The sequence below is a fragment of the Jeotgalibacillus sp. ET6 genome (genome assembly GCF_029667115.1).
In the GTDB taxonomy this organism is placed as follows: domain Bacteria; phylum Bacillota; class Bacilli; order Bacillales; family Jeotgalibacillaceae; genus Jeotgalibacillus.
On sequence record NZ_JARUIU010000007.1, the window covers coordinates 30,172 to 54,499 of the forward strand.

Here is a 24,328-nt window from a genome sequence, read left to right on the forward strand (position 1 = left end):
TTTTGTGAAGTCCTTTGATTGTCCTAACAATAAAGCAAAGCGTGTGACATTTCTGTCACACGCCCTGTATTTCGAGAAATTGATTTTCTTTTGGGAAGGTAAGCATCACAGTTGTTCCCGTGCCCACAGTTGACTGAACAGAGAGGTGAAGGTGAAGGGGGACGGAAGCCTTTTGCGCCAAGTACAGCCCCATGCCGGTCGCGTGCTGATCGGGATTGCCGGTAGACGTGAAGCCTTTATCAAAAATTCTTGGCAGGTCACGGGCGGCAATACCGCGACCTTGATCAGACAGGGTCAGAACGGTTTGACCCATATGCTGAGAGGAATGAATGGTAATATCAGAACCTTCATGGCTGTACTTAACGGCATTGGTTAAAAGCTGCCGGAGAATAAAAGCGAGCCACTTCGCATCCGAAAGCACATGAGGGGAATCCAATTCTACTTCAAAGCCAATTTTCTTTTTTAAGCACCAGGAACGCAGCGTATGAATTTCACTATAAATCAGTGGTTCAAGCTCAACCTTTTCAATGAACAAGTCATTTTCAATGAAAGGGATGCGCTTTTGATGCAGCTGCTGATCAAGTAAATAATAAATTCGCAGCCATTCATACATAAGCTCGGATTTTAACTGGTGATTCTCGGTCCGGTCAATGATTAGTTTCATCGCAGTTAACGGCGTTTTTACTTCATGGATCCAGGAAAGCAGTTCGTCTTTTTCCTCTTCAAGAAGCAGCTGATTATGGGAAGCATCCTTTTCCAGCTTTTCAATGGCAGAGGTAACCTGTTCATAAACAGATCCTTCAAACGGGCTGTTCGGTTCAGGGAAGCTGGTGAGATCTGTTGTTGCTTCCCGCAGTTCAAGTTCTTTATAAAAGGGAGTTTCTCTAAAATAACGGATGATGATAAACACGGAAGAAATCACGAGTGACAAAAAGACGTAATACATCATTGAACTAAAAGACAGGGAAGGATCGAGGTAGGCGATGGTCAACCCTACAAGCTGCAGGAGCAAAATGAGTCCAATCCAGCTTATTCTCTCCATCAGAAATTTCCTGATCATTTTTCCACCTTCTCGATCGCCGTGTATCCTTGACCAACCTTCGTCTCGATGGCGTTGCCTAGTCCAATCTCCGCCAGTTTTTTTCGCAGTCTGTTCACATTGACGGTTAATGTATTGTCGCTGATAAAGCGCTGATCATCCCAAAGCAGGTCCATCAAATACTCACGGGTCACGACCTTATTTTTTCGTTCAACTAAAAGCTTGAGGATGAAGATTTCATTTTTTGTCAGCTCGATCGTGCCCTGATCATTTTTCACACGATTGCTTTCCATGTCGATCGCAGCCCCCATCCACATTCTCAGGTCAGATGTGGTTGAGCTGTAGTTATGCACCCGGCGCAAAATCGCCTGAACCTTTGCGATCAGGACTTCAAAGTGAAACGGTTTTTGTATAAAATCATCTGCCCCCAAATTCATCGACATGACCATATCTGTTGGGTGATCGCGTGAGGATAAAAAGATAATCGGAACATTTGAATGCTCACGGATCATGCGGCACCAGTGGAAGCCATCAAATTTCGGAAGCTGAATATCAATAATCACTAAATCCGGCTGGGTCTGGGCAAAGCTTTCCATTACCTTTTGGAAGTCTTCAACCCCGTACACCTCATATTGCCAGGCGGTCAGCCGGTCTTTAACTTCTTTAAACAGCGTTTCATCGTCTTCAATTAAAAGGATTTTAAACAATCAGATCACCTGCGCTTTCAGGTAAAGTATAGCAAAAAGGGGAGCGGGGTGGGAAATTCAACTTATGGTTAGGTGAGCAGTGATAGAAAACAGTTTCATTCTTTCAAGCAGTCATTTTTCTCCATTGCGCAAGGGTCAATCCCTCCACTTCGTTAGATTCTTGTTTCTAAATCCACCAGCATCAAAGGAATAATTGGATAACGTAAATTGTTATAGTTATCTGAATTACTGTATGATTAAAGATAAGAATATTTATTAGAAAAAGAAAATTATGGAATCCCTAAGACCAGTATCGGGGGATTGAATTCCCTCTTTTAGTACCATCCTCTATTGTTTTGAATACATTAATAGACCAAATCATCAGGTCATTTTGCAGCATGTCATTTACATCATTACTTGTTCATGAGATTGGTAGCATAATGTTGTGAATAACAGGAGGAAAAGTAAAAATGACGAAACATAAGATCGCAATCGGCGGAATTAAACATGAAACGAATACATTTTCAAATGTAAAGGCAACGGTGGATATGTTTAAGCAGAATGAATGGGAAAGCGGTCAAGAGATCATCAACAATCACAGAGGAGTAGGCGATTACTTAGGCGGAATCATTTCAAAAGGGGAAGAAATGAACGTGGAGCTTATTCCCACGTTTTGGGCCAGTGCCAATCCAATGGGGTTGATTACGCGTGAGGCCTACCAGGAATTGCTTGCTAATCTTTTATCAAGTATTAAACAGGTAAGAGACCTCGATGGGATCTGTCTTGTCCTTCATGGAGGCGGAATCGCAGATGGGGTTGAGGATCTTGAAGGCAGCATCCTATCTGAAGTAAGAGAAGTGGTCGGCAAAAAGATTCCCATAGTGGCTACGCTCGATCTGCATGCAAATTTAACAGAAACGATGATTAACGAAGCGGATGCGCTGCTTGGGGTGAATTTTTATCCTCATACAGACTGTTATGAAAGAGGACAAGAAGCAGTTGAAACCTTAATCGACATTGTGGAGGGGAAAATTAAGCCTGTGATGCATTTTGAAAAGCTTCCGATGATGATTCCTTCAAGCACATCGGATCATTCCCCGGTCAAGGATATCAATGAGCGATGCTGGAAATGGGAAGAACAGCAGGGTGTCATCGATTGCACGTTCTTTCACGGTTTTTCCCATACCGATATCCCTGACATGAGACTTTCCGTGCTTACGACTACGGACGGGGATCAGGAATTAGCTGCAACAATTTCCCGGGATGTAACCGACGAAATCTGGGATCTGCGTGAGGATTTTTATCTTCCTCTCCCTGGTCCAAGAGAAGGGTTAGAACAAGCCCTTTCAGAGCAGGGCGGTCCCATTGTTATAAATGAAACATCGGATAATCCTGGAGCGGGTGCACCCGGAGATGGCACTCACTTATTGAAAGAAATGATTGAAATGAATATTGAACATGCTTGTTTTGGTTTTATGTATGATCCGGAAACGGCAAAAGCCGCTCATGAAGCGGGAATAGGCAGCAGGATATCCATCTCGCTTGGGGGTAAAACGGATTCCCTGCACGGAAGCCCTTTAGCCGTTCACGCTTATGTGAAGGCACTGTCGGATGGAAAGTTTGTGCACAGCACCGAAATGTATAAAGGGAAAAAAATGAATTTAGGAAAATCAGCGAGACTTCAAATAGGGCATGTGGATGTCATTGTCTGCTCCATAAGAGCACAGACATTTGATGAACAAATGTTTATTCTGCACGGGATTGATGTGACAGATTATAAAATCGTTGCGTTAAAATCCGAAAATCATTTTCGTTCTTCTTTTACACCACTCGCGAAGAAAATTATTACGGTAGACTCACCTGGACTGAGCTGCTACAATTTACAGAATTTAAATTACAAAAGGGTAAACAGACCCGTGTATCCTTTGGATAAAGGGTTTAATCGAAGGGAAGACAAGGGCAGTAGCGAATTACAATAAAATCGACTGATATGTTCAATCGCTCTGGGTTTGCTTTTATGGCGGGCCTTTTTTAATTAACCATTATCCAGAATTTTTTTAATAACAGAAGAGCGCAATAGTAAAAAGCCTGACTTTCATTTGAAATCAGGCTTTTTCATTTTAGCTGCACTTTAAAGGTTGAATCGTTTCCATTGTCCCTCTGAAATGACTTCAACTTCGCCATTGCTTACTTTGATGGCCGTATGATCATCAATTGCGTACCCGGGTACTGAGACGCCCTCAGCCCACTTTTCTGCATTTTCCAATGTATTGTCCGGCAGCAGTTCGTGACCTAAATGAGGAAACATCGCAAAATCCACCAGACCGAGTGCTGCATCTCCACCAGCAGGCGGGAGCCAGCCAATAAATTCTTCGCCGATTTTAGGAGCCATCACCATGCTCCCTGCGCTCATCCCCACATAGACCGCATTCAGTGACGGCAAAAGTTCTGCCAGACCTGATTCCCGCATCCAGTGATTCAGGAAAAGGGCGTCACCACCGGATACCAGCAAAACATCTGTTTCCTTTACGAGAGGAACCCATCGTTCTTTGCCGATGCTTGGCAGCGCAGTCAGCTCGAGAATGCCAACAGATTTCCAGCCAAGGTTAACCATGGGATTTTCAGCATTTCCGGTGATAAACTCCCAGGCTTTGACACCGGGACCTACCCAGGGGTGGCCGTACATAGCAGTCGGAATGCACAAAGCGGTGCAGTCTTCGATCGGCTTGTCGAGCATGTCCACAAGCGCATGATGGATTGAATGATTATTGACGCCCGCGGAAGTTAGCAAAAGTTTTAACCCTGACTTTTCGTTAGAGTTGGGATTTTTCGAATTCTGATGCGGCATTTATTTTCCTCCTTAGAATTCTCGATTGGTAAATCCTTAGCATTCTTTTATATTAAATTTTCGACCATATCCTCTTTATCTTGTTAACGACCTGCCAATCGTTCTACTGCTTCCTGATCTGTGGATACAAAAAATATGTGATGCCCTTTATTGCATTCATAAATGAAATCCTTTAATGGCTTACTGGTATAGGATGAGAAATCTCCGACAATGGCAAATTTTATGTTATAGTTTATGAATTTTTGAAGAATTTCTCCTGCAAGTCCTGTATGCAGCTTGAAAAAATCCTCTGAGATCGCTTCTTTATTTAAAGCGATTCGCTCGCTTGCTGTTTCACTGCTTATGGTCATCACAAAATCCAATGCGCTTTGTTGATCGGATAACAGAATGGAAGCAGATGTAACTAGGGCGAACGTATGTCCGCGGGCTTCTATCGTTTTAACATTCATTTTAAACACACTCCAGTTGGAAGTTTATACGCTAAGTATAAACTCCGGTTTTCACAAATTATAGCTAAAATGCAGATTTATTTGATTCGAATAATTTGTCCAATCAATTCTCAAATCTATGAATATCTTAATAGAAGTAAGATAGGAGGTGTAAAGATGCGTAAAAATATTCATATTAACCGGGATGCTGAGGCGGAGCAGGCAAATAAGCTGAAGCTTGAAGAAACGATTAAAAGAATCGAGGAGAAGATGGAACAGACGACTGATCCAAAATCTCACCAGCAAATGCTTGATGTATTAACAGAGCTTAAGCAAGTCCAGCAAGCAAACTGTCTTGAGATTCTATTTGATCAGTGTACGATCGAGTTCCCAGCGGGTTCTGTGCAAACAGGAATCGTACAGCCGCCGTTTATCGTTAATGTGCTGAATGACCCATTTTTCTTAAACTGCTGCATCACGCCGGTTCAGGTTTCAGCTTGTACCCCGTGTGGAGTAGTAGGGGGCGTAACCGTAAATGAGGTCAAGGCTGTAGGGTATATCAACTATTATTTCAACCTTGAATTCAGTACGTTTTTTAACGATGGCGAGGGCAACTGTGCAGTAGTCAATCAATTGCCATTCTCATGTACTGGTACCACATGTGCTGACAATGTAATTTGTTATGCTTCAGTAGAAGATTCCGATCCATGTCCTGACTTTTGCAACTTTGGCGTTCAGTCTGTCGGGGTTTTAGTCGCTGCTTCACGTGCAGGAAACAAAGCCACCTTCACATTTGATATCCTTCACTTGCTTCCGGATTGTAACAGTCAAAGTGAGTAGCTTATTCGAATGGCTGTTCTTTGAAGTTTTATTTTCAAGGAGATAGCTTTCGTTCTTGCCTCGCTGTGTGTTTGTATGAGCGTATTTACTAAAAAACCTTGTGTAAAAAAATGCACGAGGTTTTTTCTATTAGCTTAAGCTTACAAGAAATGCACATATTTCAATTTTAGGAGTCTATTACTTTTCAAATGTTTAAAAAGAGCCCAGCGTGAAATAGAGTACGAAGAGATGCTTCACTAACTCACTCATGTAAAAGTCGTACATAAAGGAGAATGAGAGATGGCAGAACAACGTTCACTTGCAATGATTACAGGCGCATCGTCAGGATTGGGATTTGAGATGGCAAAGCTGTTTGCGAAAGATGGCTATGATCTTGCCATTACGGGTTCAAGCGACGGTATTTTTGAAGCGGCTGAAGAACTTCAGAAGCTTGGGGCAGAAGTTTATCCCCATAAAGCAGACGCTGCGACATACGAGGGGGTTGAAGGGTTTTGGAAGTTTGTCAGTGACTTCAAGCGCCCGGTGGAAGCCGCTGTGCTAAATGTTGGGATTGGAATCGGGGGAGGCTCCTTTTTAGAGACCAGCCTAGAAGAAGAAATGAGGCTTATTTCCATCAATATTACAGGAACCGTCCATACAGCTAAACGGGTCGTGAAGCATATGGTGCCAAACGGCCGGGGCAAAATCCTGATTGTATCTTCTATTTCAGCTACGACCCCAACACCCTATGAAACAGTATACGGTCCGTCTAAATCATTTGGTTTTGCCTTTGCCGAGTCTCTTCGCGAGGAGCTTCGTGACACAGGCGTTACCGTAACAGCGCTGCTGCCTGGAGCCACCGACACCAACTTCCATGACAATGCGGGAATGAGCAACACGCAAATCGGTTCATCAAGCAAAAATGACAAAGAGCTTGTCGCCAAGCAGGGATACGAAGCGCTTATGGACGACGTGGACCATGTTTTTGGTGGAGACGAAAAAACAAAGAAAGAAGGAGAAGGGAACCGCACAACATCTGAAACCGAAAAAGCGGCCATACATGCAGAGAAGACGCGGCCGAGGTGAATGAACGAAGGATCTAGAAATTACCAGTGACCAACACTGTGAATTCACTCCTAACGCTGACCTCCATTAGCCATCCGGCTTGATGGGGGTTTATTTTTAGTTCTCTTTTTGGAGACTTTTATACTGAAGATATTTAACTGAGTTCATATCCTCGTAAGAAAGTATTCTCGCCTTCTTACATTTTTACTTCCAAGAAATAGATATTTATACAGCGTTAGAAGCATTCGTTCCAGATTTCAAATAGATCACTCTTAGTAGCCCTTTAATTATCAGAATTTTGTTGTAATTTTTAGGTGATAAGAATAAACTTAGTCCTGATAAGAACATTTGTTTTAGTCGGGAAGGACGATGGGCAGATGGATAATCTGAAATTGATTGATGCTTATAAAGGTTTCTTGCAAAATTATTCGATGGAACAACTAAGGCATGTACCTGAGGAAGGAGTTTGGTCCGTCGGCCAAATGTATGACCATCTAATTGTTTCAGCTCAGGATTATCTGGACAACGTTGAGGATTGTGCATCCGCTGGGAGAGAACAAGAGGACGGGAAGACGGAGTTTGGGGAAACTATATTTTCAACAGGTGGGTTTCCTCCAATTAAAATTAAGTTACCGGATGAAATGAATGCCCCGCCTGACAATTCAAAAAGCAGAGAAGTCTTGATCCTCGAGCTTGAACAATTAATGACCAGAGTGAAGGAATGGGAAAAGAAAGTAGGGGATATAAATCAAAAATACAAAGCTGAACATGGAGGCTTTGGGTGGCTGAATGCCAGAGAATGGTTTGCTCTTATCGAAATGCATTTTCGTCACCATCTGATGCAAAAGGATGATTTGGATAAAAGATTGGGCTTAAAAGCAGACCATTAACGATAGTTATGATTCTGCCAGAGCTTTTTTACCTATTCCGCCCCTTGAGGCCATCTGGCTTTAGGGGGCTTCATTAAGTAACGTACCTGTTAGTTGAATAACTTATACCAATACAAAGTGGTTTCTATATTTGGATTATAGGCCTGTTTCAAGGTGTCAACTCCACCTAGTAAAAATCCTTGTTTCACATAAAACCTGCACGCTCCAAGATTATCATCCTGCGTTTCCAGAGACATTCCGATAAGATCTCTTTGTTTAGCCCACTCTTCCGCTTTAGATAAGAGCAGCTTCCCAATTCCATATCCTCTAAATTCCTTTTTTGCAGCAATATTTTCAATATAGCAGAAGCGATTCCAATCCCTCGTTATTCTAATTTGTCCAATACAACTCGTATTCTTATAGGCTAAAAATAGAGCTTTATCCCCCTGGTTTATATATTGGCTCCAATCAAGTTGATCATCCGGAAAACGAATTTCTTGCGTTTCATTGAATAGTTTCTCTTCAAAAGACCATTTTCCTGATTGTAAAATGGGTACAATCTTACCAAACACTTTAAAGGAATCATTTGTATTATTGATGTCTTTGATTAATTCGTTCTGAAGTGGGTAAATGGTGATTTCTTCTGCACTAATCATTTTACACCGTCCTTTTCTGAAAAAGTATTTTACTAGTACAATCTTAATTACCTGCCTTATTCAATTTTACTGCTCAGTTAGTTAAATAAGTAGCCTTTATTAAACGTTTCAAAAATTTGAACTTCATTCTTTTTGATTACCATATTGTTAAATGTGACTCCATATTTTTTCAATGGGTAGTATCTAAACTAGATAAAGGTATAGACTTGATGGAAATAATATAGTAAGGCTGTCTTGCAGCAACGGTTCCCATTCAAGTATTTAATCTTTTGAAAGGGGGAGTGTCTAATGAGAAAAAGTGGGGAGGAACGGTTTCTTCATAGAGGTGCCGAGACAGATATGATTCTATTGGAATTTAGGCAGTGAAATCAATCAGATCTGTTAAATAATGCGCTTCGCGGAACACTGGCAGAGTTTATCGTAGCAAAAGCTGTTAATGCAACCAACATGGTGAGAATAGAGTGGGACGCCTATGATTTAGTAACACCTTCAGGCATAAAAATTGAAGTGAAATCTGCCGCTTATGTTCAGTCATGGGCGCAAACTAAAAATTCCATTATTTCGTTTGACATTGCGCCTGCAAAAGGCTGGGCAGCGAGCACGAATACATATGCTGCAGAAACTATGAAAAGCGCAGATGTATATGTGTTCTGTTTACTTCATGAAAAGGATCGCAGCGTTGTAAATCCTCTAAATTTGGATCGTTGGGAATTTCTAGTGCTTTCAACTGAACAGATTAATAGAGAAAAAGGAAATCAAAAAACCATTGGATTAAACAGTTTAGTAAAAATGAAGCCAGTCAGGGCAGGCTTTCTCGTGCTAAACGAAGCCGTAAATGAAGTGTTTTCAAGATAAAGTAGAATATAGACTGTTGTTTGTGAGTATAGTAATAGAAATAGAGTAGTTAATAATTTATGAGTTGTAACTAAAAATAGCAGGATTGACTAATAGGAGAGAGAATTTTATGTCATTAGTATCCATTTTAGTTGTAGATGATGATAGCCATATACGAGAGTTAATTAATCTTTATCTGACGATGGAAGGATTTAATGTGTTGCAGGCAGGGGACGGGGAAGAAGCTTTGGATATTATTAAACGCCAGAGCATTCACCTGGCTGTCATCGATATTATGATGCCGCGAAAAGATGGCTGGGACCTTTGCCGGGAAATACGAGAAGAGTATACGATCCCGATTATTATGCTGACGGCAAAAGGGGAAAGTGAAGATAAAGTAAAAGGGTTTGAGCATGGCACGGATGATTACATTGTTAAACCTTTTGATGCGAAAGAGTTTGTGATGCGCACGAAGGCATTGCTGCGGCGGAGTAAAATTCACGCTGAAAAAAAGGCAGTTGTCGGTAATTTACGAATTGACGGCATAAGCTTGGAGGTCATGGTGAATAACAGCCCCATTGATTTGCCGCTAAAGGAATTTCAGCTCCTATATAAGCTTGCGACCAATCCGGGGCAGGTGTTTTCGAGAGATCAGCTTATTGAAGAGATTTGGGGCATTGATTTTTATGGAAATGAAAGAACGATTGATTCGCATATAAAAAAAATTAGAAAAAAGCTGGAGGAGAAGCATTCACTCGTGAAGATTACGACGATTCGCGGTCTGGGATACAGGTTGGAGGCTGAACCTCGTGCTTAATTCATTGTATTTGAGAATGGTTGTTACCTTTTTAGCTGTCGTCATCAGCAGTGTGACGATTTCATTTATGATCACCTATAATATGTATGAAACACGCGTGATGAACGAACTGGAGGAAGAAATGATGCTGTCTGGCCAGACGATTATCAAGCTATACAATGAATTGGAGCCAGAGAGTCTTGAAGGATACCTGGAGAGCGTATCGTCCATCCGCTACAATATTGCTTTGTTTACGGAAGACGGAGAAGCTTCTTATTACGGAAGGGCAAGGCAGGAAAATTATGCAGACCCCGATGAAATTACTAAAGTCCTCAGTGGAGACGTTCACAGAGTTGAAAATGAAGATAGAAGGTTATTGAAAAATGCGTCTGTTGGGCTGCCCTTTGAAGCAGATGGAGAGAACTATGCTCTTTTTCTGAAGCCAGGAATAAATGGCAGACTAAATCTCATTGAAGAAGCGCTCATGACGGTGCTATTGAGTGTTTTGCTGATCGGGAGTGCATTGTATCTTCTGGTTGCACTTTATTTAGTAACGCCTATTAAAAAACTGACGCTCTATACGTCAAAGATTGCACAGGGGAATTTTACAGGACATGTTCCGGTCAGGAGAAAAGATGAGATCGGAGAACTGGCGAAAAGCTTTCATGTAATGAACAATGAATTAAACAACCTGGAAACCATGCGCAGAGAATTTATCTCGAATGTATCACATGATTTTCAGTCTCCCCTAACTTCGATCCGAGGCTTTGCGGTGGCGTTAAAGGAAAATGAATTTACAAAAGAGCAGCAGGACCATTACTTAACTATTATTCAAAAGGAGAGTGAGAGGCTTGCAAAATTAAGTGAAAATGTATTAAAGCTCTCAGTGCTTGAAAGCAAAGAAAATCCTCTCAATAAAGAGATGTACCGAGTGGACAAGCAGATTCGGCATGTCTTCTTAACCCATCAGCCTCAATGGCTTGAAAAAGGGATTCACATTCATTTAGAGGATTTGAAACCTATAGAATGGTTTGCAGACAAGGATCAATTTGAGCAGGTATGGCATAACCTTCTGATAAATAGTTTAAAATTTGTCGGGACAGGCGGAGAAATTAAAGCAGCCCTGGAAGAAGGAGAAGAATTTATTTCTGTCATTTTTTCAGATACAGGAGCGGGAATACCGGAAGAAGATCTGCCGCATGTTTTTGACCGCTTTTTTACGGTAGATCGTGCAAGAGTTCGGTCAAAGCAGGGGAGTGGACTCGGTTTGGCAATTGTTAAAAAAATTATCGACCTTCATGAAGGGGACATTCAGGTTGCAAGTCGTGAAAATGAAGGAACTGCGTTTATGATTAAACTGCCAAAAAAATAGAATAAAATTTAAAGGAGGTTTAAAAATTTTTTTGAAACGCAGTGAACCGGTCAAGATGCCTGAGACACTTTTGTCACAGGCTTTTTTTATTTACTCCTCATTTAATCTTTTGGTCATCTTCAGGTCACAATTCTTTTTTATGCTACTTGTATGAAAGAGAGGAGATAGGAAGATGAGAAAATTGCTGGAGCTCAGCTTGAAAAATAAAATAGCCATTCTTGTATTATCTCTGCTGGTTATTGCAGCAGGTCTTGTTTCAACTTCACAGATACAGGTGGAAACCTATCCGGACGTAGAGGCTCCTACCTTGTTAATACAGGCAGTTTATCCGAATCATTCTTCTGAAGAGGTGGAAGATGAAGTCACGACGCCGATAGAAGAAGCAATAGAAAATGTAAAGCCCTATGACACATTAACCAGTACGACCAGAGACAACACTGCCCTTATTCAGGTGAGCTATGAATTTGGCGAAGACATGGAGGAAATCGATCGCAACATTCAATTAGCGATCGATAAAATCAGTCTGCCTGAAGAAGCTGAATTACAATATAGAAGAGTTTCTGCCAGTTCTAAGCCTATTTACAAGCTTGCTTTCTCAGCAGAAAGCCTGACTTCACTGCAGGAGGATGTAACCAATGAATTACTTCCTCAAATACAGAATATTTCAGGGGTAAGCAGTGCATCCGTTTCCGGCACATCAGCCACTCAATTAATGGTTGAAGTAGATGAGGAAAAAAGTAAGGAAGCAGGCGTAACAGCAGCAGAAATCGCTGCGCATCTTGAACAAGCAAATTACGTATTGCCATTAGGCTCACTTCAAAGTGAAGGAAATGGCATTCCGGTTTCGATTGAGAGCCAAATAAAAAGTATAGAAGAGCTAAAAGAAGTGGAAATACCGATTGCTGCAGGACCGGCAGCACTAAATCCGGACTCTCCGATAGAGCAGCCACAGCAAGCATCTGTTCCTTTAAAAGAAATTGCAGAGATAAAGGAAGTAGAGACGGTAAACGCCATTACGCGTTATAACGGTGAGCCTGCTGTTGTGCTTGAGGTTGTTAAAACGCAGGAAGGAAATACAGCAGAAGTGGTTGACCTTGTAAAGGAGGAGGTTGAACGATTTAGCGGAGAAAATGAGTACGGGCAATTCACGATTATTGATCAGGGTGAGGAGGTCGAAAAATCTATCGACTCTCTCATCAAAGAAGGTGGATTTGGTGCACTATTTACCGTCATCATTATTCTGCTTTTTCTGAGGAACTTCCGGGCAACCATTATTGCCATCCTATCTTTGCCGTTGTCCATTTTAGGGACGATTGCTGTATTGGATTATCTGGGGTATACCCTGAACATTATGACCCTTGGCGGCATTGCTGTGGCTATAGGACGAATTGTGGATGACAGCATTGTCGTCATAGAGAATATTTTTAAATGGCTGCAAAAGAAAGTGGAGTACACCAAACGCGAGTTAATTTATCAAGCTGCAAAAGAAGTGGTTGGAGCCGTAACTTCTTCAACAGTGGCGACCGTTGTTGTATTTTTGCCGCTTGCATTTGTAGGAGGAGTGGTTGGAGAATTCTTCAGACCGTTTTCAATTGCTGTAGTGACATCCATTGTTCTATCCCTCCTTGTGGCATTCATGCTCATTCCTGTACTAAGCATGATTTTCCTCAAAACAGGATTGCATGAGGAAAAAGCAGGCTGGCTGCAGCGGGGATATGATCATATGTTAAAAATATCTCTATCAAAAAAATGGATCGTCATCTCGATTGCAATGGTACTGCTGGCCGGTACGATCGCTATGATTCCGTCTGTCGGCAAATCATTTCTTCCAAGCGGACCGGCAAGTGCTCTGCAGATTGAAGTGGAACTGCCTGCCTCAACTCCATTGGCAGAAACAGATAATTTGGCAAAAGAAATCGAAGGGGAGTTAAGCCGCTACGAAAAAGCAGACTACGTCCAAACAGAGGTTGGGTCAGCGAATTACACAAGCGTGCCCGGACAAAACAGCTCAAATGAATACACTGCATTGTTTTATATTCAGTTAACAGAAGGTGAGACGGTTCCTTCCCATAAAGCTCCTCTTGAAAAAAAGGTAGGGGACCTTGTGAAGGAAGAGTATGAAGAGAGCTCAATTCGAATACAGGAAGTACAGCAAATCGGCCCCCCTTCCGGTAAAACGATTGATATTACATTGTATGGACAAAATCAGGACCATTTAATTGAGGCAGCAAGCCAGGTTGAAGAAGCATTGCTGCAAAATGACGATGTCACCAATGTAGCAAGCGGGGCTGAACAAAAACAAACCAAGCTTCAACTCAAACTGACAGAGGAGGCTAAGGAACAGGGAGTCAAACAAGCGGCCGTTTATCAACAGGTGGAAGATCAAATGAATGAACATTCTATTGGAACAATGATTCTTGATGAAGAAGAAAAAGAAATCTTTGTATCCTACGATTCATTGCTTTCAACTAAAACAGAGTTAGAGAATACAGAGATTTTAACACCGGCAGGACCGAAAAAGGTATCGGATATTGCAACAATTGCAGAACAGCAAATCCCAGCTGCGATTGCTCACAAGGACGCTGAGTCTGCCTATACTGTTTCGGCTGAAAGTATCTCTGAAGAAGTTGGGGAAGTGACCCAGCGTGTCGAACAGGACATTGCCACACTCTCGTTGCCGGAGGGAGTGGAGTGGGAAACAGGGGGCGGACAGGAAATGATGACAGAAGGATTCCGTGACTTAGGGCAGGCCTTGATCATTGCAGTAGGACTTGTGTTTTTAACGCTTGTCTTGACCTATGGCGGAATCATAACACCAGCTGTCATCCTGTCGTCAATTATTTTTGTGCCGATTGGCTCTCTTGGAGCGATTATGCTGACGGGAGAAAGTTTATCGATGAGTGCCATGATCGGCATGCTTATGCTCATTGGAATTGTAGTAACAAATGCCGTTGTCATGCTGGACCGGGTAGAAAGCAACAGGAGACAAGGCCTGTCCTTGCACCAGGCACTTATTGAAGCCTGCAATTCACGCTTTCGTCCCATCCTTATGACCGCACTTGCCACTATCCTGGCGTTAGTGCCTTTAGCCCTTTCACAAAGTTCATCAGGTGTGATTTCAAAGAGCCTGGCCATTACGGTAATAGGGGGCTTAACAACCAGTACGCTCTTAACCCTGGTGTTCATCCCTGTCCTCTACAGCATAGCGGGTAAATGGAGAAGAATGTAAAACAAAAGGAAAGCAGGTCCGTTTTGTCTGCTTTCCTTATATAGGGGGATAAAACATTGAAAAAGTGGATCGCCATCACAGGAATCCTGCTCATCGCATTACTTGTCATCATGTTTATTACCAAGCCTTCTGAAGAAAGGTATAATGCCTGGTTGATTGAAAACATAAGCAATCGACTTGATGAACAATCGCCTATGGCAGCCATGGGGATCTCCCTTTTTGGAGAGCAGCTGATTGAAAACAATACAGAAGTAGAGGACTATGTGATCTTCAACACGTTTGAAACTAAATTCCAGGAAAGGGAAATGAAATTTATCGGGGTTTTTAATGTGTTTATTCCCTTGTCTGTTTAACCGAATCAAAAATCAAAAGTATGAAAAGAAGCCTCTCCTTATTAAAGGAGGGGTTACATTCTTATGAGTGAAAAATAATTTAAAAACAATTTAAAGGTATAGGAGGTTAAATAACGAAAGTATATTTAAAATACTTCTCTTGTCATCTAAGTGGTTTACCAAGATCGAAGTTAAGGAGCTGAAAACATGCAGATACTATCATATGGGGAAGACGCTTATACTTTATGGGCTTTAAAGCATCAGTTGTCGACGATTTTGAGTAAGCTTGAAGATTCATCATCCATATCAGAATGTAAGGTTATTTACCGACCGAGCTTTGGTCGCCGTGGTGGTGAAAATAGTGCCCAGTTTGGAGAGTTTGACTTTATTTTCTTGAGCAAAACTCATGTGTATCTTGGGGAAAGTAAATGGGATCGTTCTTCTGAAATAAAAGGGGATTATTTGCTTTTGCGGGAAGAACAGGAGAGACGCCATCATATATTTACGGATTACATAAAAAGTTGGTTTAAAGGAGAATTTGCAAGTTGGGACCAATTTATTGAACATATAGGCAACGATATAGTTGGAGATAGCTATAAAATTAGAACGGCTCCTGCGGGAAGCAGGCTGGCAGAAAATTTGAATTCATTATTAACTTTGGTGAAAGATCATTTTAATCATGAGACTCCAGAAATCCAAAACATCCTTTTATATTTATACAACGGCAGTGTTCTGTCCAAAATTCCTGCAAAAACTAATAATAAATTTCAATTAATAGAATTGGATTACAATGAGGGACTAATTGAATCTAGTAATTATGTAGATCTTGCATAATATGTTTTTGAGCAATTACCGGTCCAGAAAGGAGCAAACCATGACCATTATATATGAAGACGAAGATCTGGCTGCAGAAGTAGTTAAGGCAATCCAAACGGGCCAGGCGGACACGTTAGACAAGCTGCTTGCTGAGCATCCACATCTTGTTCATGCAAGAATCGTTCGAAGAGATTATGTTGAAAATAGCAATGAGCTTGGCATGTCGCGTACGCTCCTTCATATTATTGTGACCGACTGGCCGGGGAACTTTCCAAATGGTGCAAAGACGGTGAAAGTTCTGATCGAGGCAGGTGCTGACGTGAATGCGAGATTCATGGGTCCACATAACGAAACGGCTCTCCACTGGGCTGCAAGCAGTAATGATGTCGAAGTAATGGATGCGCTTTTAGATGGCGGTGCTGAGATCGACGCGGATGGAGCGGTGATTGGAGGCGGGACTCCGCTGGACGATGCGGTTGCTTTCGCACAGTGGAATGCAGCGACCCGTTTAGTTGAACGCGGAGCACAAACGAAGCTTTGGAATGAAGCTGCACTTGGACTTATGAATCGGATTCAGCAGCGATTTCAAGGTGGTGATTCACCAGCTCCTGAGCAAATTACTGAGGCATTTTGGTTAGCGTGTCACGGCGGGCAGAAAAGGTCAGCAGAATATCTTTTTGCTCAAGAGGCTGATCTTAACTGGATTGGCTACGACAACCTGACCCCGCTAGAGGCAGTACAACGAAACCACGCGCATCATTCACTGATCGAGTGGCTGATAAATCAGGGAGCCAAAGGTGCGAATGAAGGTTGGTGAATTTAAGAGAATTAATGGTTCGGAAGATGCCTTCCGGACTTTTTTTACTATTTAATTAACGGTGAAATCACGCGGCATCAAGCCCAAATTATTATTTTCAAAGTAATTAAAAGCTTCTGGCAATATGCTATGATATTAGCAAAAATAAATTTAAGAGGGATGAAATGAATAAATGGGGTCAAATAATTTTAGTATTGATTTCTCTCGTATTTACGGCGTATCAAAAAATAGTTAATGGTGAACCCTTTTTCACAATGGACTTCTTTATCTTTACCCTTATCGCCTGGCTTGTGGGCTGGCAATACGATAAAGCCCGTTATTATGAAAAACAGGCACGTTCGAGTGAAGACAGCTATAAACAATTGCTGGATTCATTGCCGGAATCCATTCTGATCCACAGGGACTCTACTATTATTTACGTTAATCAAGCAGCGGTTTTAATGATGGGGGCTTCCACTGAGAAACAAATCCTCGGCAAATCAATTCTGGATTTTATTGATGCAGAGTATGAAGAACGGATAAGGGAACGAGTAAAACAGGCAAAAAAAGAGAAACGGCCGTTAAACAGTATCGAGCACAGATTAAAACGTCTGGACGGATCGAAGTTTTTCTTCGAGGTTTCTTCACTGTCCATTGCATTTGGTAACAAACCGGCTATCCTCTCCATCGGAAAAGATATCACGAGCAGAAAGCTTCAATCTGAACAGCTCATTCAAAAATCTGAAAAATTGGCCATGCTCGGTCAGCTCGCAGCAGGTATCGCCCATGAAATCCGGAATCCCCTTACTTCAATTAAAGGCTTTATCCACCTGCTACAGGCCAATAATCGAAAAGAGGAATACTTTGATATTGTTTTTTCAGAGCTTGATAGGATCAATGAAATCGTAGGCGAATTCCTTGTTCTCGCCAAACCAAGTGCAGCAACGTTTGTCGAACAAGATGTGAAGGTGTTGATCAAAGACGTTGTCACCTTAATCAATACACAGTCTATTTTAAATAATGTCCAGATTTTCGTTGAGTTCGAAAGTGATTTGCCAATGGTCAGCTGCGAAAAAAATCAAATTAAGCAGGTATTTCTGAACCTCCTTAAAAATTCAATTGAAGCCATGCCAAAAGGCGGAATCATCGATGTGAAGGTAAAGGAAAAAGAAGAAGATCAAATTTCAATCATCATTGTGGACCAAGGAGTCGGCATTCCTAAGGAGAGGCTTTCCACTCTTGGAGAACCCTTTTACACCACAAAGGAAAAGGGTACGGGTCTTGGACTCATGACCTGCTATAAAATTATTGAAAGCCATAAAGGCAAACTGAACATTCAAAGTGAAGTTAATGAGGGAACGACAATAGAAATCCTGCTGCCTGCGACTACTCAATCCTTGTTGAAAGTGTAGTAAGCTATACCGATTTAATCATATAAATCCTGGTCTGGATTTAAAATAAAGCTGGGATGTTTATAAAAAAGATGAAACGTTTAAAAAATGTCATGCTGCTTTGCCTCTTTGGATTATATCTAAGGAGGTTATTTTGTTAGATAAGGACTTACTTAATTAAGAAGCAGAGTGGAAGCAGAGGTTATAATAAAAATAATATATATTTGTGATTTTTTTCACTTAAACTAATGGCAAAAGATTGTGGAAAACTCAGTTCAAAATGAAATGCTTAATTTTGAAACTTAAGTATGTTTTTTCGTATTTAATATAAAGGGGTTTTAAAATGAGTAAGAAACATAATCCTCCTCGTAGATAAACAAGAAGTAGTATGGAATACATCACATTGGAAGATAACAAAACAACCATTACGGAAAACGCTTCGTTAATTATTAAATAGGGTGCGCGGAGAGATTGTTAGTAGGAAAATAAGATTAGGATTAGCGTGCTGGCGTGTTTCTTAGATAATGATCCCACAAAACATCTTGAAATTAAGTCTTATAGGAATCGGAGCGTTTCTCAAAGAGCGGAATCGCACCTGCTTATTTAAGTAACCGGGCATATTAATGGATGTACATTCGTAACGATAACAGATGAAACATTTTTAATTGAATACACCTATAATAGTAGAGTGTAATATGCTAAAAAATAATTTTAGGGTGGGGTTATATGCCGTTTTGTAGAAAATGTGATAATAAGTGGTCCTGGAAACAAACTTCCAAAAAGACTTTCACTTTAAACCCCGCAATGTCTTGTCCTTATTGTGGTGAAACGCAATATCAAACACAAAAGTCAAGAATGAAAAGTGCCTCCTTAAATTTTTTCATACTAATACCGCTTTTGATTAACATTTTCTTTGATGTTCCAGGCCTCATTTTATTAAGTTCATTTCCTATTGTATTCATTTTAATTATTTCCCTGCATCCATTTTTAACGGAACTAAGTAGTGAAGAAGAATATACCAACCTTTTTAAATAGCGGATGCAAAACTTCAATAAAAGTTCAAGAAGTTTAAATATAATATTGGTATCCAATATTATATTTCTTGAGTTTTACAGTATATCAATTGATTTATAAACCAATATAGAATCAATTAGAAATACCTCGTCTGGAGGATGCCCTCCAGACCTTTTTATGTCTTTTTTTAAACGCATAACTCCCACCCAAAATACAAAGATGCCGTCTCATGAAGCATCATCTGCGCATACACTGATTATGGCGGATTTATCCAGCGTTTCATTAGAAAAAGAATAGGGGGGATGAAGTTGTTTGGAAATGTGCTGGTTACAGGAGGAGCTGGTTTTTTAGGCTCTCAGCTTGTTCAGGCTTTACTGCCCTTATCAGATCATATTTATATTATTGATAATTTATCAACGGCCTCTAAAGAAGCGGTCCCGGCATCCAATAAAGTCACTTTTTATCAAAGCTGCATTACAGACGAAGAGGTCTTAGATGAAATTCTTCCAAAGGTGGAGTATATATTTCATTTTGCGTGCAAAAATCTTCTCTTGTCCGTTATCAATGTAGATGCTGATTTTCATACAAACGTGCTCGGCGGATTCACGCTGCTGCGTAAAGCAAAAGAGCTATGCCCTAACCTGAAGCGGTTTATCTACGCCTCAACTGCGTCTATCTACGGAAATGCCGATATTCTTCCTACTCCTGAGTCCTACTATAATATTGGACTGCCGTATTCAGCGAGCAAATTTACAACCGAACACTATTGTGATGTGTATTACACTCTGTATCAAATGCCTGTCACGACGCTGAGATTTTCAAACGTTTACGGTCCCGGGCAGCTTGTTTCTAATCCTTACTGCGGGGTGATTGCTAAATTTTTTGATTCAGTCCAAAACGGGCAGCCGCTTAAAATTTACGGAGACGGAAAACAAACAAGGGACTTTACTTATATAGAGGATGCGATTGAGGCCACATTGCTTGCGGCAACAACAGATGCGGCCATCGGGGAGAAATACAATGTGGGAACCAGTGAGGAAACGAGCATCGTCGAACTTGCCCAGGTCCTTAAACAAGTAACCGGTACGCAAACACTCGCTGATGAATATCATCCCAAGCGCGAAGTGGATGTCGTGCAAAGAAGATGCATGAACACAGCTAAAATTGAACAGGAACTGAACTGGAAAAACAAACATACGCTTTTTGAAGGGCTTGAGAAAACGAAAAGATGGCTGGAGGGAACGTGACAAAAACGACTCCTGCAGAAGAAGACGGCACGTTCATCGGTTCATGCAGAAAGCGTCCTTCTGAAGCGAAGTGAACCGGTAAAAGAGCGCGAGGCATCGTCCCCGGCGCTCTTTTATTTTTGTTGTGTGTAAATATCCTTAATTAATTTGCTGTTAACGGCTGCATCATGGTAAGTTTCAGCATATTTTCTGCTTTTTTGCCCGATATCCTTGAGCATATCCTGGTTTTTTAAAATGGTTTCAAGCACGTCTTTTATGGTATCCGGGTTGGCTGACAGAATAGGGAGCTCTTTAGGGTAGTGACGTTTCATTTCATCCGTGATCCAGCAGACCACCGGCTTTCCAAGAGCCATCGCCTCTACACTGAATAAGCCGTAGCTCCCCACATGAAGCTGATCAATAATCACATCCGCTTTTTTATAAATCTCTTTTGCCTCCTTGTGAGAGAGTCCCTGGACAAGCTTAAAGGTAAATGAATAGTCTGCTCTTAGTTTTTCGATTGCCTGGAGTATATATTTGGTTCCTTTAATAGAGGGAGAGGTTGGTGCATGAACAAGCAAGGGAAGTGGATTCTTTGGCAGACATGTGTCAGATGGGTAAGCCGTTAAGTCAATCATCGAGGGCACGATATGGACGTGTTCATAATAGTCTTTTACATAAGGGTATAATTCATAATCCGGAATCATGCAATGCTTGATGGATTTTGATAGGGTTGTAAGCTTTTTACTGATCTTATCTTCATTCTTGTCTTTTACCAGTGCATAAGGATTTGTGCGGAGAGCGGCTGAATGCATTCTCACATCACTTCCCCAGTGGTGCATGATCATCGGTTTTTTAGCAGCTGTTAAAATAGCGAGATCTGAATAATCGAATGTAAGGGTCGTGCCAAAGTGAAAATGAAATTGATCATAGCGGTTAGTAAACTCCACAGCGAGCTTTCGCAGAACTGAGTTTAGCGCAGGTGTGCTTCTTTTTTTAAGTAAATTGATCGTGTAGTCAGAGGAGTAGCCCAGATAGTAGGGGTAATAATTAATGGATTTCGCATTCACATTGTGCAAGGACAATCCTTTGGAGATGGCGTGCATTTGATTGGCGATTTCTATGGAGCCGTGAAGCACATTTAATTCGCTCTTATCGGGTTTAATATCCTTAAAAAATTGTGTAAGCAATGATTCATATACAGGATTCGAAGGGGATTCCACAGAACCTCTCCAAACCCAAAGCCATGACTGATCGGGGTTCCCTTTAACAGAAGAGAGAAGGGCATGAAGTAAGTATTTTTCAGGTACTTCATTTCCATTATGATCTATTTCGATTATATTTTCGTTTATCTTATTTACATTGTCTATTTTCAGCAGGCTCGCTAATTTTGCAATCAGTTTTTCCATGCGCACCTCCGCTTTTCATATTATATAAGCGTGCAACGATTGAATCCCTCTCCATTGAACATATTAATTGAAACGCAGATTATGAACACATTGCACAAATATGATACCCGTTGGAATTTTTAAAATATTTTGCCAGCATTGCGGAGTAACCCATTAAATAATTGACATGTATACCCGATACTATATAGTAGTATATAATCATCTATATAGTAAAATATACTTATTTTATTAGGTAAGTAAGACTATCCTATAAAATATTTACATAAGGCGGAAATGTAAATGAACCTAAAACCCAAACACTTTATTTATTTTATCGCACTATATATCCTTTTTTATTATTCACTTATTGTTTTTTTTCAAAGTAATCGTGAGGTTATGACGTTCTTTGGGAGTATTCTTCAAGTGATCGCACCTTTAGTTGCAGGAGCTATGATCTTCAAGCAGTTTCTTCTTTTAAAGGGTGATCGAATAAGGATCTATTGGCTGCTGGCTTCTATTGCTGCATTAAGCTACGGTTTTGGAACGTTCATTTTCAGATATAATTTAGTCGTATACGATCTTACCACCAGTACAATTTATTACGATATACTCTGGTATTTAAGCATCCTTTCATTTATTTCAGCACTCGTCTTTATCATGTCCCTAACCAAAAATACGGCAAAAACCATTCAGTACGCTTTCGATATCTTTATTGTCATGGTGGTGGCGACATCCATCAGCTGGCATTTTTTAATCGATCCATTGTTCAGCCTCAGCACTGGAGGGGCGGAGGTCTTCACCTTTATCAGCTATCTGGTCGGCATCCTCCTTATGTTATTTGCGATATTAAGCATCTATTATTCTCAGGATACGGTTTTCCCAAAAAAAGTTTTTGCCATTAACATACTGGGATTTACGGTGTTATTGCTTGCGAATATCTCTTTTCTTTACATCATGATCAACTATGGATATGCAGCAGATAATTTTAGTGACCCCCTTTGGCCTCTTTCTATGCTGCTTTTTGGGCTGGGGAGCCTGTACAACCAGAAATCTGATAAAAAAATGGTAGAAACTGATGAAAAGAGTATGGAGAGATCAGGTGAAAATTCGCTAACGATCAAATTAATTCTGCCTTATTTAAGCGTAGTGATTATTTTCGTATTTATGATTTTTCAAGGGGTATTGGAATTTAACAGTATTGTGATAGGCTCTATTATTTCAACATTACTAATTATTATCCGGCAAATTTTCACGTTAATACAAAATCGCGATTTCCTTATTCAATCTCAAAAGCTGAATAAGAAGCTTGAAATCATAGTAGCAGATCGGACAAAAGAGCTGCATGTTAAAAATCAGGAATTAGAAGAGTCTATGAGAGAAGTAGAATATATTGCGTATCATGACAGCCTGACTTCACTGCCCAACAGACGGTATTTTGAAGAAGCAGTTGAGAAAGCAATGAAAGAGTCACTGTCTTCTGATAATGGACTGGCAATTTTATTTATTGATTTGGATCGATTTAAATTTATTAATGACACATTAGGACATCACATAGGAGATTTATTATTAAAACATGTTGCCAGATCATTAAAAGAAATCGTTGGAGACCAGCATATCGTTTCTCGTCAGGGCGGGGATGAATTTATGATTCTATTATGCAGCACATCCAGGGAGGAAGCAGGACAGACAGCAGAAAAAATCGTGAAAGAGTTGGAAAACCCAATTTCGATCAATGGAAACGAACTGTTTATTACATCAAGTATCGGGATTACCCTCTACCCTCAGCATGGCAGCAATGCAGACACGTTAATAAAAAGAGCGGACACCTCAATGTACAGCGCCAAAGATCAGGGGAAAAACCGCTATCAATTTTTCAACGCCAGTATGGATGAACAAATACTGTTAAAAACCAATTTGGAAAATGGCTTAAGACGGGCGATTGAACTTGATGAACTAAGTGTGGCTTACCAGCCGAAAATGGAGCTCAGATCAAAAGGAATCATAGGAGCGGAGGCTCTATTAAGGTGGAAGCATAAAAAATATGGTTCTATTTCTCCTTCTACGTTTATTCCGCTGGCTGAAGAAACGGGACTCATTGTGAAGCTTGGGGACTGGATTTTAAACGAAGCCTGTTTACAGCTAAAGAAGTGGCATCTTGCAGGGATGAATCAGTTTTCTGTTTCCGTTAATGTGTCGACCATTCAATTTCTCCAGAAGGATTTTGTGGAAAAGGTAGAGAATGTACTCATACAAGCTGACCTCGAACCAAAATTTTTAGAGCTGGAAATAACAGAAAGCACCATGATGGATATTAAATTAGTTGTGGCGAAGCTGGAAAAATTAAGAAGTCTGGGAATCAATATTTCAGTAGATGACTTTGGTTCAGGTTATTCTTCTTTGAGCCACCTTAAAAATCTGCCGATCGATATATTAAAAATTGATAAAACATTCATTGATGATATTGAGAATAATAGGAGCAATGCAGCCATTGTCTCCACCATATTGAACTTAGCACGCAATCTTAGCCTGACCGTTATTGCTGAAGGCGTGGAGAATGAAAAACAGTATGAGATATTAAGTGAAAAAGGATGCGATCAAATACAGGGATATTTCTTGAGTAAACCTCTGCCGGCTGGAGAGATGGTCAAAATGATTGAGGCATCTTCCGAGACCTATACCAGGTAGTGAGATGCTAAGTACATGAACAGAGATCGGGAGTCCACA

Annotated in this window: 21 protein-coding genes; 15 read left to right on the plus strand and 6 right to left on the minus strand. The window is 40.8% G+C overall.

Going from position 1 to position 24,328, the window contains the following annotated elements; translation table 11 throughout:
• Nucleotides 1-55: 55 nt before the first annotated feature.
• Both P6709_RS15400 and P6709_RS15405 read right to left on the minus strand, forming a co-directional pair.
• Complete coding sequence (locus tag P6709_RS15400) at nt 56-1,060, minus strand: sensor histidine kinase (RefSeq protein ID WP_278241830.1); 1,005 nt, start codon at nt 1,058-1,060, stop codon at nt 56-58.
• The gene (locus P6709_RS15405) at nt 1,057-1,746 is read right to left on the minus strand and encodes a response regulator transcription factor (RefSeq protein ID WP_278241831.1); all 690 of its coding nucleotides are present in this window, start codon (nt 1,744-1,746) and stop codon (nt 1,057-1,059) included. The genes P6709_RS15400 and P6709_RS15405 overlap by 4 nt, the downstream gene beginning before the upstream one ends.
• A gap of 449 nt (nt 1,747-2,195) precedes the next feature.
• Here P6709_RS15405 and P6709_RS15410 point away from each other — a divergent pair, with 449 nt between their 5' ends.
• Complete coding sequence (locus P6709_RS15410; protein WP_278241832.1) at nt 2,196-3,704, plus strand: M81 family metallopeptidase; 1,509 nt, start codon at nt 2,196-2,198, stop codon at nt 3,702-3,704.
• Between the two features lie 152 nt (nt 3,705-3,856).
• Here P6709_RS15410 and P6709_RS15415 read toward each other — a convergent pair whose 3' ends face one another.
• Together P6709_RS15415 and P6709_RS15420 are read right to left on the minus strand one after the other, a co-directional pair.
• On the minus strand, nt 3,857-4,573 hold the full coding sequence (locus P6709_RS15415; RefSeq protein WP_278241833.1) for a Type 1 glutamine amidotransferase-like domain-containing protein: 717 nt from the start codon (nt 4,571-4,573) through the stop codon (nt 3,857-3,859).
• Between the two features lie 83 nt (nt 4,574-4,656).
• The gene (locus P6709_RS15420; RefSeq protein ID WP_278241834.1) at nt 4,657-5,022 is read right to left on the minus strand and encodes a DUF4180 domain-containing protein; all 366 of its coding nucleotides are present in this window, start codon (nt 5,020-5,022) and stop codon (nt 4,657-4,659) included.
• 156 nt (nt 5,023-5,178) lie between these two features.
• Between P6709_RS15420 and P6709_RS15425 the strand changes: the two genes are divergently transcribed.
• The 3 genes from P6709_RS15425 (at nt 5,179) to P6709_RS15435 (ending at nt 7,775) form a co-directional block, all read left to right on the plus strand.
• On the plus strand, nt 5,179-5,841 hold the full coding sequence (locus P6709_RS15425) for a hypothetical protein (RefSeq protein WP_278241835.1): 663 nt from the start codon (nt 5,179-5,181) through the stop codon (nt 5,839-5,841).
• Between the two features lie 279 nt (nt 5,842-6,120).
• A complete protein-coding gene (locus P6709_RS15430; protein WP_278241836.1) occupies nt 6,121-6,906 on the plus strand; it encodes an SDR family NAD(P)-dependent oxidoreductase in 786 nt (261 codons plus the stop codon).
• A gap of 356 nt (nt 6,907-7,262) precedes the next feature.
• The gene (locus P6709_RS15435) at nt 7,263-7,775 is read left to right on the plus strand and encodes a DinB family protein (protein WP_278241837.1); all 513 of its coding nucleotides are present in this window, start codon (nt 7,263-7,265) and stop codon (nt 7,773-7,775) included.
• A gap of 89 nt (nt 7,776-7,864) precedes the next feature.
• On the opposite strand, the gene P6709_RS15440 is transcribed toward P6709_RS15435, so the two are convergent.
• Nucleotides 7,865-8,410, minus strand: a complete 546-nt coding sequence (locus P6709_RS15440) for a GNAT family N-acetyltransferase (RefSeq protein ID WP_278241838.1) — start codon at nt 8,408-8,410, stop codon at nt 7,865-7,867.
• A 447-nt stretch (nt 8,411-8,857) separates the two neighbouring features.
• Between P6709_RS15440 and P6709_RS15445 the strand changes: the two genes are divergently transcribed.
• The 10 genes from P6709_RS15445 to P6709_RS15490 all read left to right on the plus strand — a co-directional run bounded on the left by P6709_RS15445 (nt 8,858) and on the right by P6709_RS15490 (nt 20,237).
• Complete coding sequence (locus P6709_RS15445; RefSeq protein WP_278241839.1) at nt 8,858-9,265, plus strand: hypothetical protein; 408 nt, start codon at nt 8,858-8,860, stop codon at nt 9,263-9,265.
• Between the two features lie 109 nt (nt 9,266-9,374).
• The gene (locus P6709_RS15450) at nt 9,375-10,061 is read left to right on the plus strand and encodes a response regulator transcription factor (protein WP_278241840.1); all 687 of its coding nucleotides are present in this window, start codon (nt 9,375-9,377) and stop codon (nt 10,059-10,061) included.
• Nucleotides 10,054-11,412, plus strand: a complete 1,359-nt coding sequence (locus P6709_RS15455) for a sensor histidine kinase (protein WP_278241841.1) — start codon at nt 10,054-10,056, stop codon at nt 11,410-11,412. Before P6709_RS15450 ends, P6709_RS15455 begins: the two co-directional genes overlap by 8 nt.
• Before the next feature lie 172 nt (nt 11,413-11,584).
• Complete coding sequence (locus P6709_RS15460) at nt 11,585-14,641, plus strand: efflux RND transporter permease subunit (RefSeq protein ID WP_278241842.1); 3,057 nt, start codon at nt 11,585-11,587, stop codon at nt 14,639-14,641.
• 56 nt (nt 14,642-14,697) lie between these two features.
• Complete coding sequence (locus tag P6709_RS15465) at nt 14,698-14,994, plus strand: DUF4359 domain-containing protein (RefSeq protein ID WP_278241843.1); 297 nt, start codon at nt 14,698-14,700, stop codon at nt 14,992-14,994.
• Nucleotides 14,995-15,180: 186 nt separating this feature from the next.
• Entirely contained in the window at nt 15,181-15,807 is a 627-nt protein-coding gene (locus tag P6709_RS15470) for a hypothetical protein (protein ID WP_278241844.1), read from the plus strand.
• Between the two features lie 40 nt (nt 15,808-15,847).
• On the plus strand, nt 15,848-16,606 hold the full coding sequence (locus P6709_RS15475) for an ankyrin repeat domain-containing protein (protein ID WP_278241845.1): 759 nt from the start codon (nt 15,848-15,850) through the stop codon (nt 16,604-16,606).
• 164 nt (nt 16,607-16,770) lie between these two features.
• A complete protein-coding gene (locus P6709_RS15480) occupies nt 16,771-17,997 on the plus strand; it encodes an ATP-binding protein (RefSeq protein WP_278241846.1) in 1,227 nt (408 codons plus the stop codon).
• Between the two features lie 705 nt (nt 17,998-18,702).
• On the plus strand, nt 18,703-19,011 hold the full coding sequence (locus P6709_RS15485) for a TIGR04104 family putative zinc finger protein (protein WP_278241847.1): 309 nt from the start codon (nt 18,703-18,705) through the stop codon (nt 19,009-19,011).
• 287 nt (nt 19,012-19,298) lie between these two features.
• Nucleotides 19,299-20,237 carry an NAD-dependent epimerase/dehydratase family protein gene (locus P6709_RS15490; RefSeq protein WP_278241848.1) on the plus strand — a complete coding sequence of 313 codons (939 nt, stop codon included), beginning with the start codon at nt 19,299-19,301 and terminating at the stop codon, nt 20,235-20,237.
• Between the two features lie 113 nt (nt 20,238-20,350).
• Here P6709_RS15490 and P6709_RS15495 read toward each other — a convergent pair whose 3' ends face one another.
• Entirely contained in the window at nt 20,351-21,625 is a 1,275-nt protein-coding gene (locus P6709_RS15495) for a glycosyltransferase (protein WP_278241849.1), read from the minus strand.
• Between the two features lie 279 nt (nt 21,626-21,904).
• On the opposite strand from P6709_RS15495, the gene P6709_RS15500 reads away from it, so the two are divergent.
• Entirely contained in the window at nt 21,905-24,289 is a 2,385-nt protein-coding gene (locus P6709_RS15500) for a DUF4084 domain-containing protein (RefSeq protein ID WP_278241850.1), read from the plus strand.
• The last annotated feature ends 39 nt before the right edge of the window (nt 24,290-24,328 follow it).

What these genes read in the sequence shown, in the direction of transcription:
- P6709_RS15435 (WP_278241837.1), top strand. Translation starts at nt 7,263, where the DNA reads ATGGATAATCTGAAATTGATTGATGCTTATAAAGGTTTCTTGCAAAAT.
- P6709_RS15480 (WP_278241846.1), top strand. Translation starts at nt 16,771, where the DNA reads ATGAATAAATGGGGTCAAATAATTTTAGTATTGATTTCTCTCGTATTT.
- P6709_RS15410 (WP_278241832.1), top strand. Translation starts at nt 2,196, where the DNA reads ATGACGAAACATAAGATCGCAATCGGCGGAATTAAACATGAAACGAAT.
- P6709_RS15470 (WP_278241844.1), top strand. Translation starts at nt 15,181, where the DNA reads ATGCAGATACTATCATATGGGGAAGACGCTTATACTTTATGGGCTTTA.
- P6709_RS15425 (WP_278241835.1), top strand. Translation starts at nt 5,179, where the DNA reads ATGCGTAAAAATATTCATATTAACCGGGATGCTGAGGCGGAGCAGGCA.
- P6709_RS15485 (WP_278241847.1), top strand. Translation starts at nt 18,703, where the DNA reads ATGCCGTTTTGTAGAAAATGTGATAATAAGTGGTCCTGGAAACAAACT.
- P6709_RS15440 (WP_278241838.1), bottom strand. Translation starts at nt 8,410, where the DNA reads ATGATTAGTGCAGAAGAAATCACCATTTACCCACTTCAGAACGAATTA.
- P6709_RS15420 (WP_278241834.1), bottom strand. Translation starts at nt 5,022, where the DNA reads ATGAATGTTAAAACGATAGAAGCCCGCGGACATACGTTCGCCCTAGTT.
- P6709_RS15415 (WP_278241833.1), bottom strand. Translation starts at nt 4,573, where the DNA reads ATGCCGCATCAGAATTCGAAAAATCCCAACTCTAACGAAAAGTCAGGG.
- P6709_RS15430 (WP_278241836.1), top strand. Translation starts at nt 6,121, where the DNA reads ATGGCAGAACAACGTTCACTTGCAATGATTACAGGCGCATCGTCAGGA.
- P6709_RS15460 (WP_278241842.1), top strand. Translation starts at nt 11,585, where the DNA reads ATGAGAAAATTGCTGGAGCTCAGCTTGAAAAATAAAATAGCCATTCTT.
- P6709_RS15400 (WP_278241830.1), bottom strand. Translation starts at nt 1,060, where the DNA reads ATGATCAGGAAATTTCTGATGGAGAGAATAAGCTGGATTGGACTCATT.
- P6709_RS15450 (WP_278241840.1), top strand. Translation starts at nt 9,375, where the DNA reads ATGTCATTAGTATCCATTTTAGTTGTAGATGATGATAGCCATATACGA.
- P6709_RS15475 (WP_278241845.1), top strand. Translation starts at nt 15,848, where the DNA reads ATGACCATTATATATGAAGACGAAGATCTGGCTGCAGAAGTAGTTAAG.
- P6709_RS15500 (WP_278241850.1), top strand. Translation starts at nt 21,905, where the DNA reads ATGAACCTAAAACCCAAACACTTTATTTATTTTATCGCACTATATATC.
- P6709_RS15495 (WP_278241849.1), bottom strand. Translation starts at nt 21,625, where the DNA reads ATGGAAAAACTGATTGCAAAATTAGCGAGCCTGCTGAAAATAGACAAT.
- P6709_RS15445 (WP_278241839.1), top strand. Translation starts at nt 8,858, where the DNA reads ATGGTGAGAATAGAGTGGGACGCCTATGATTTAGTAACACCTTCAGGC.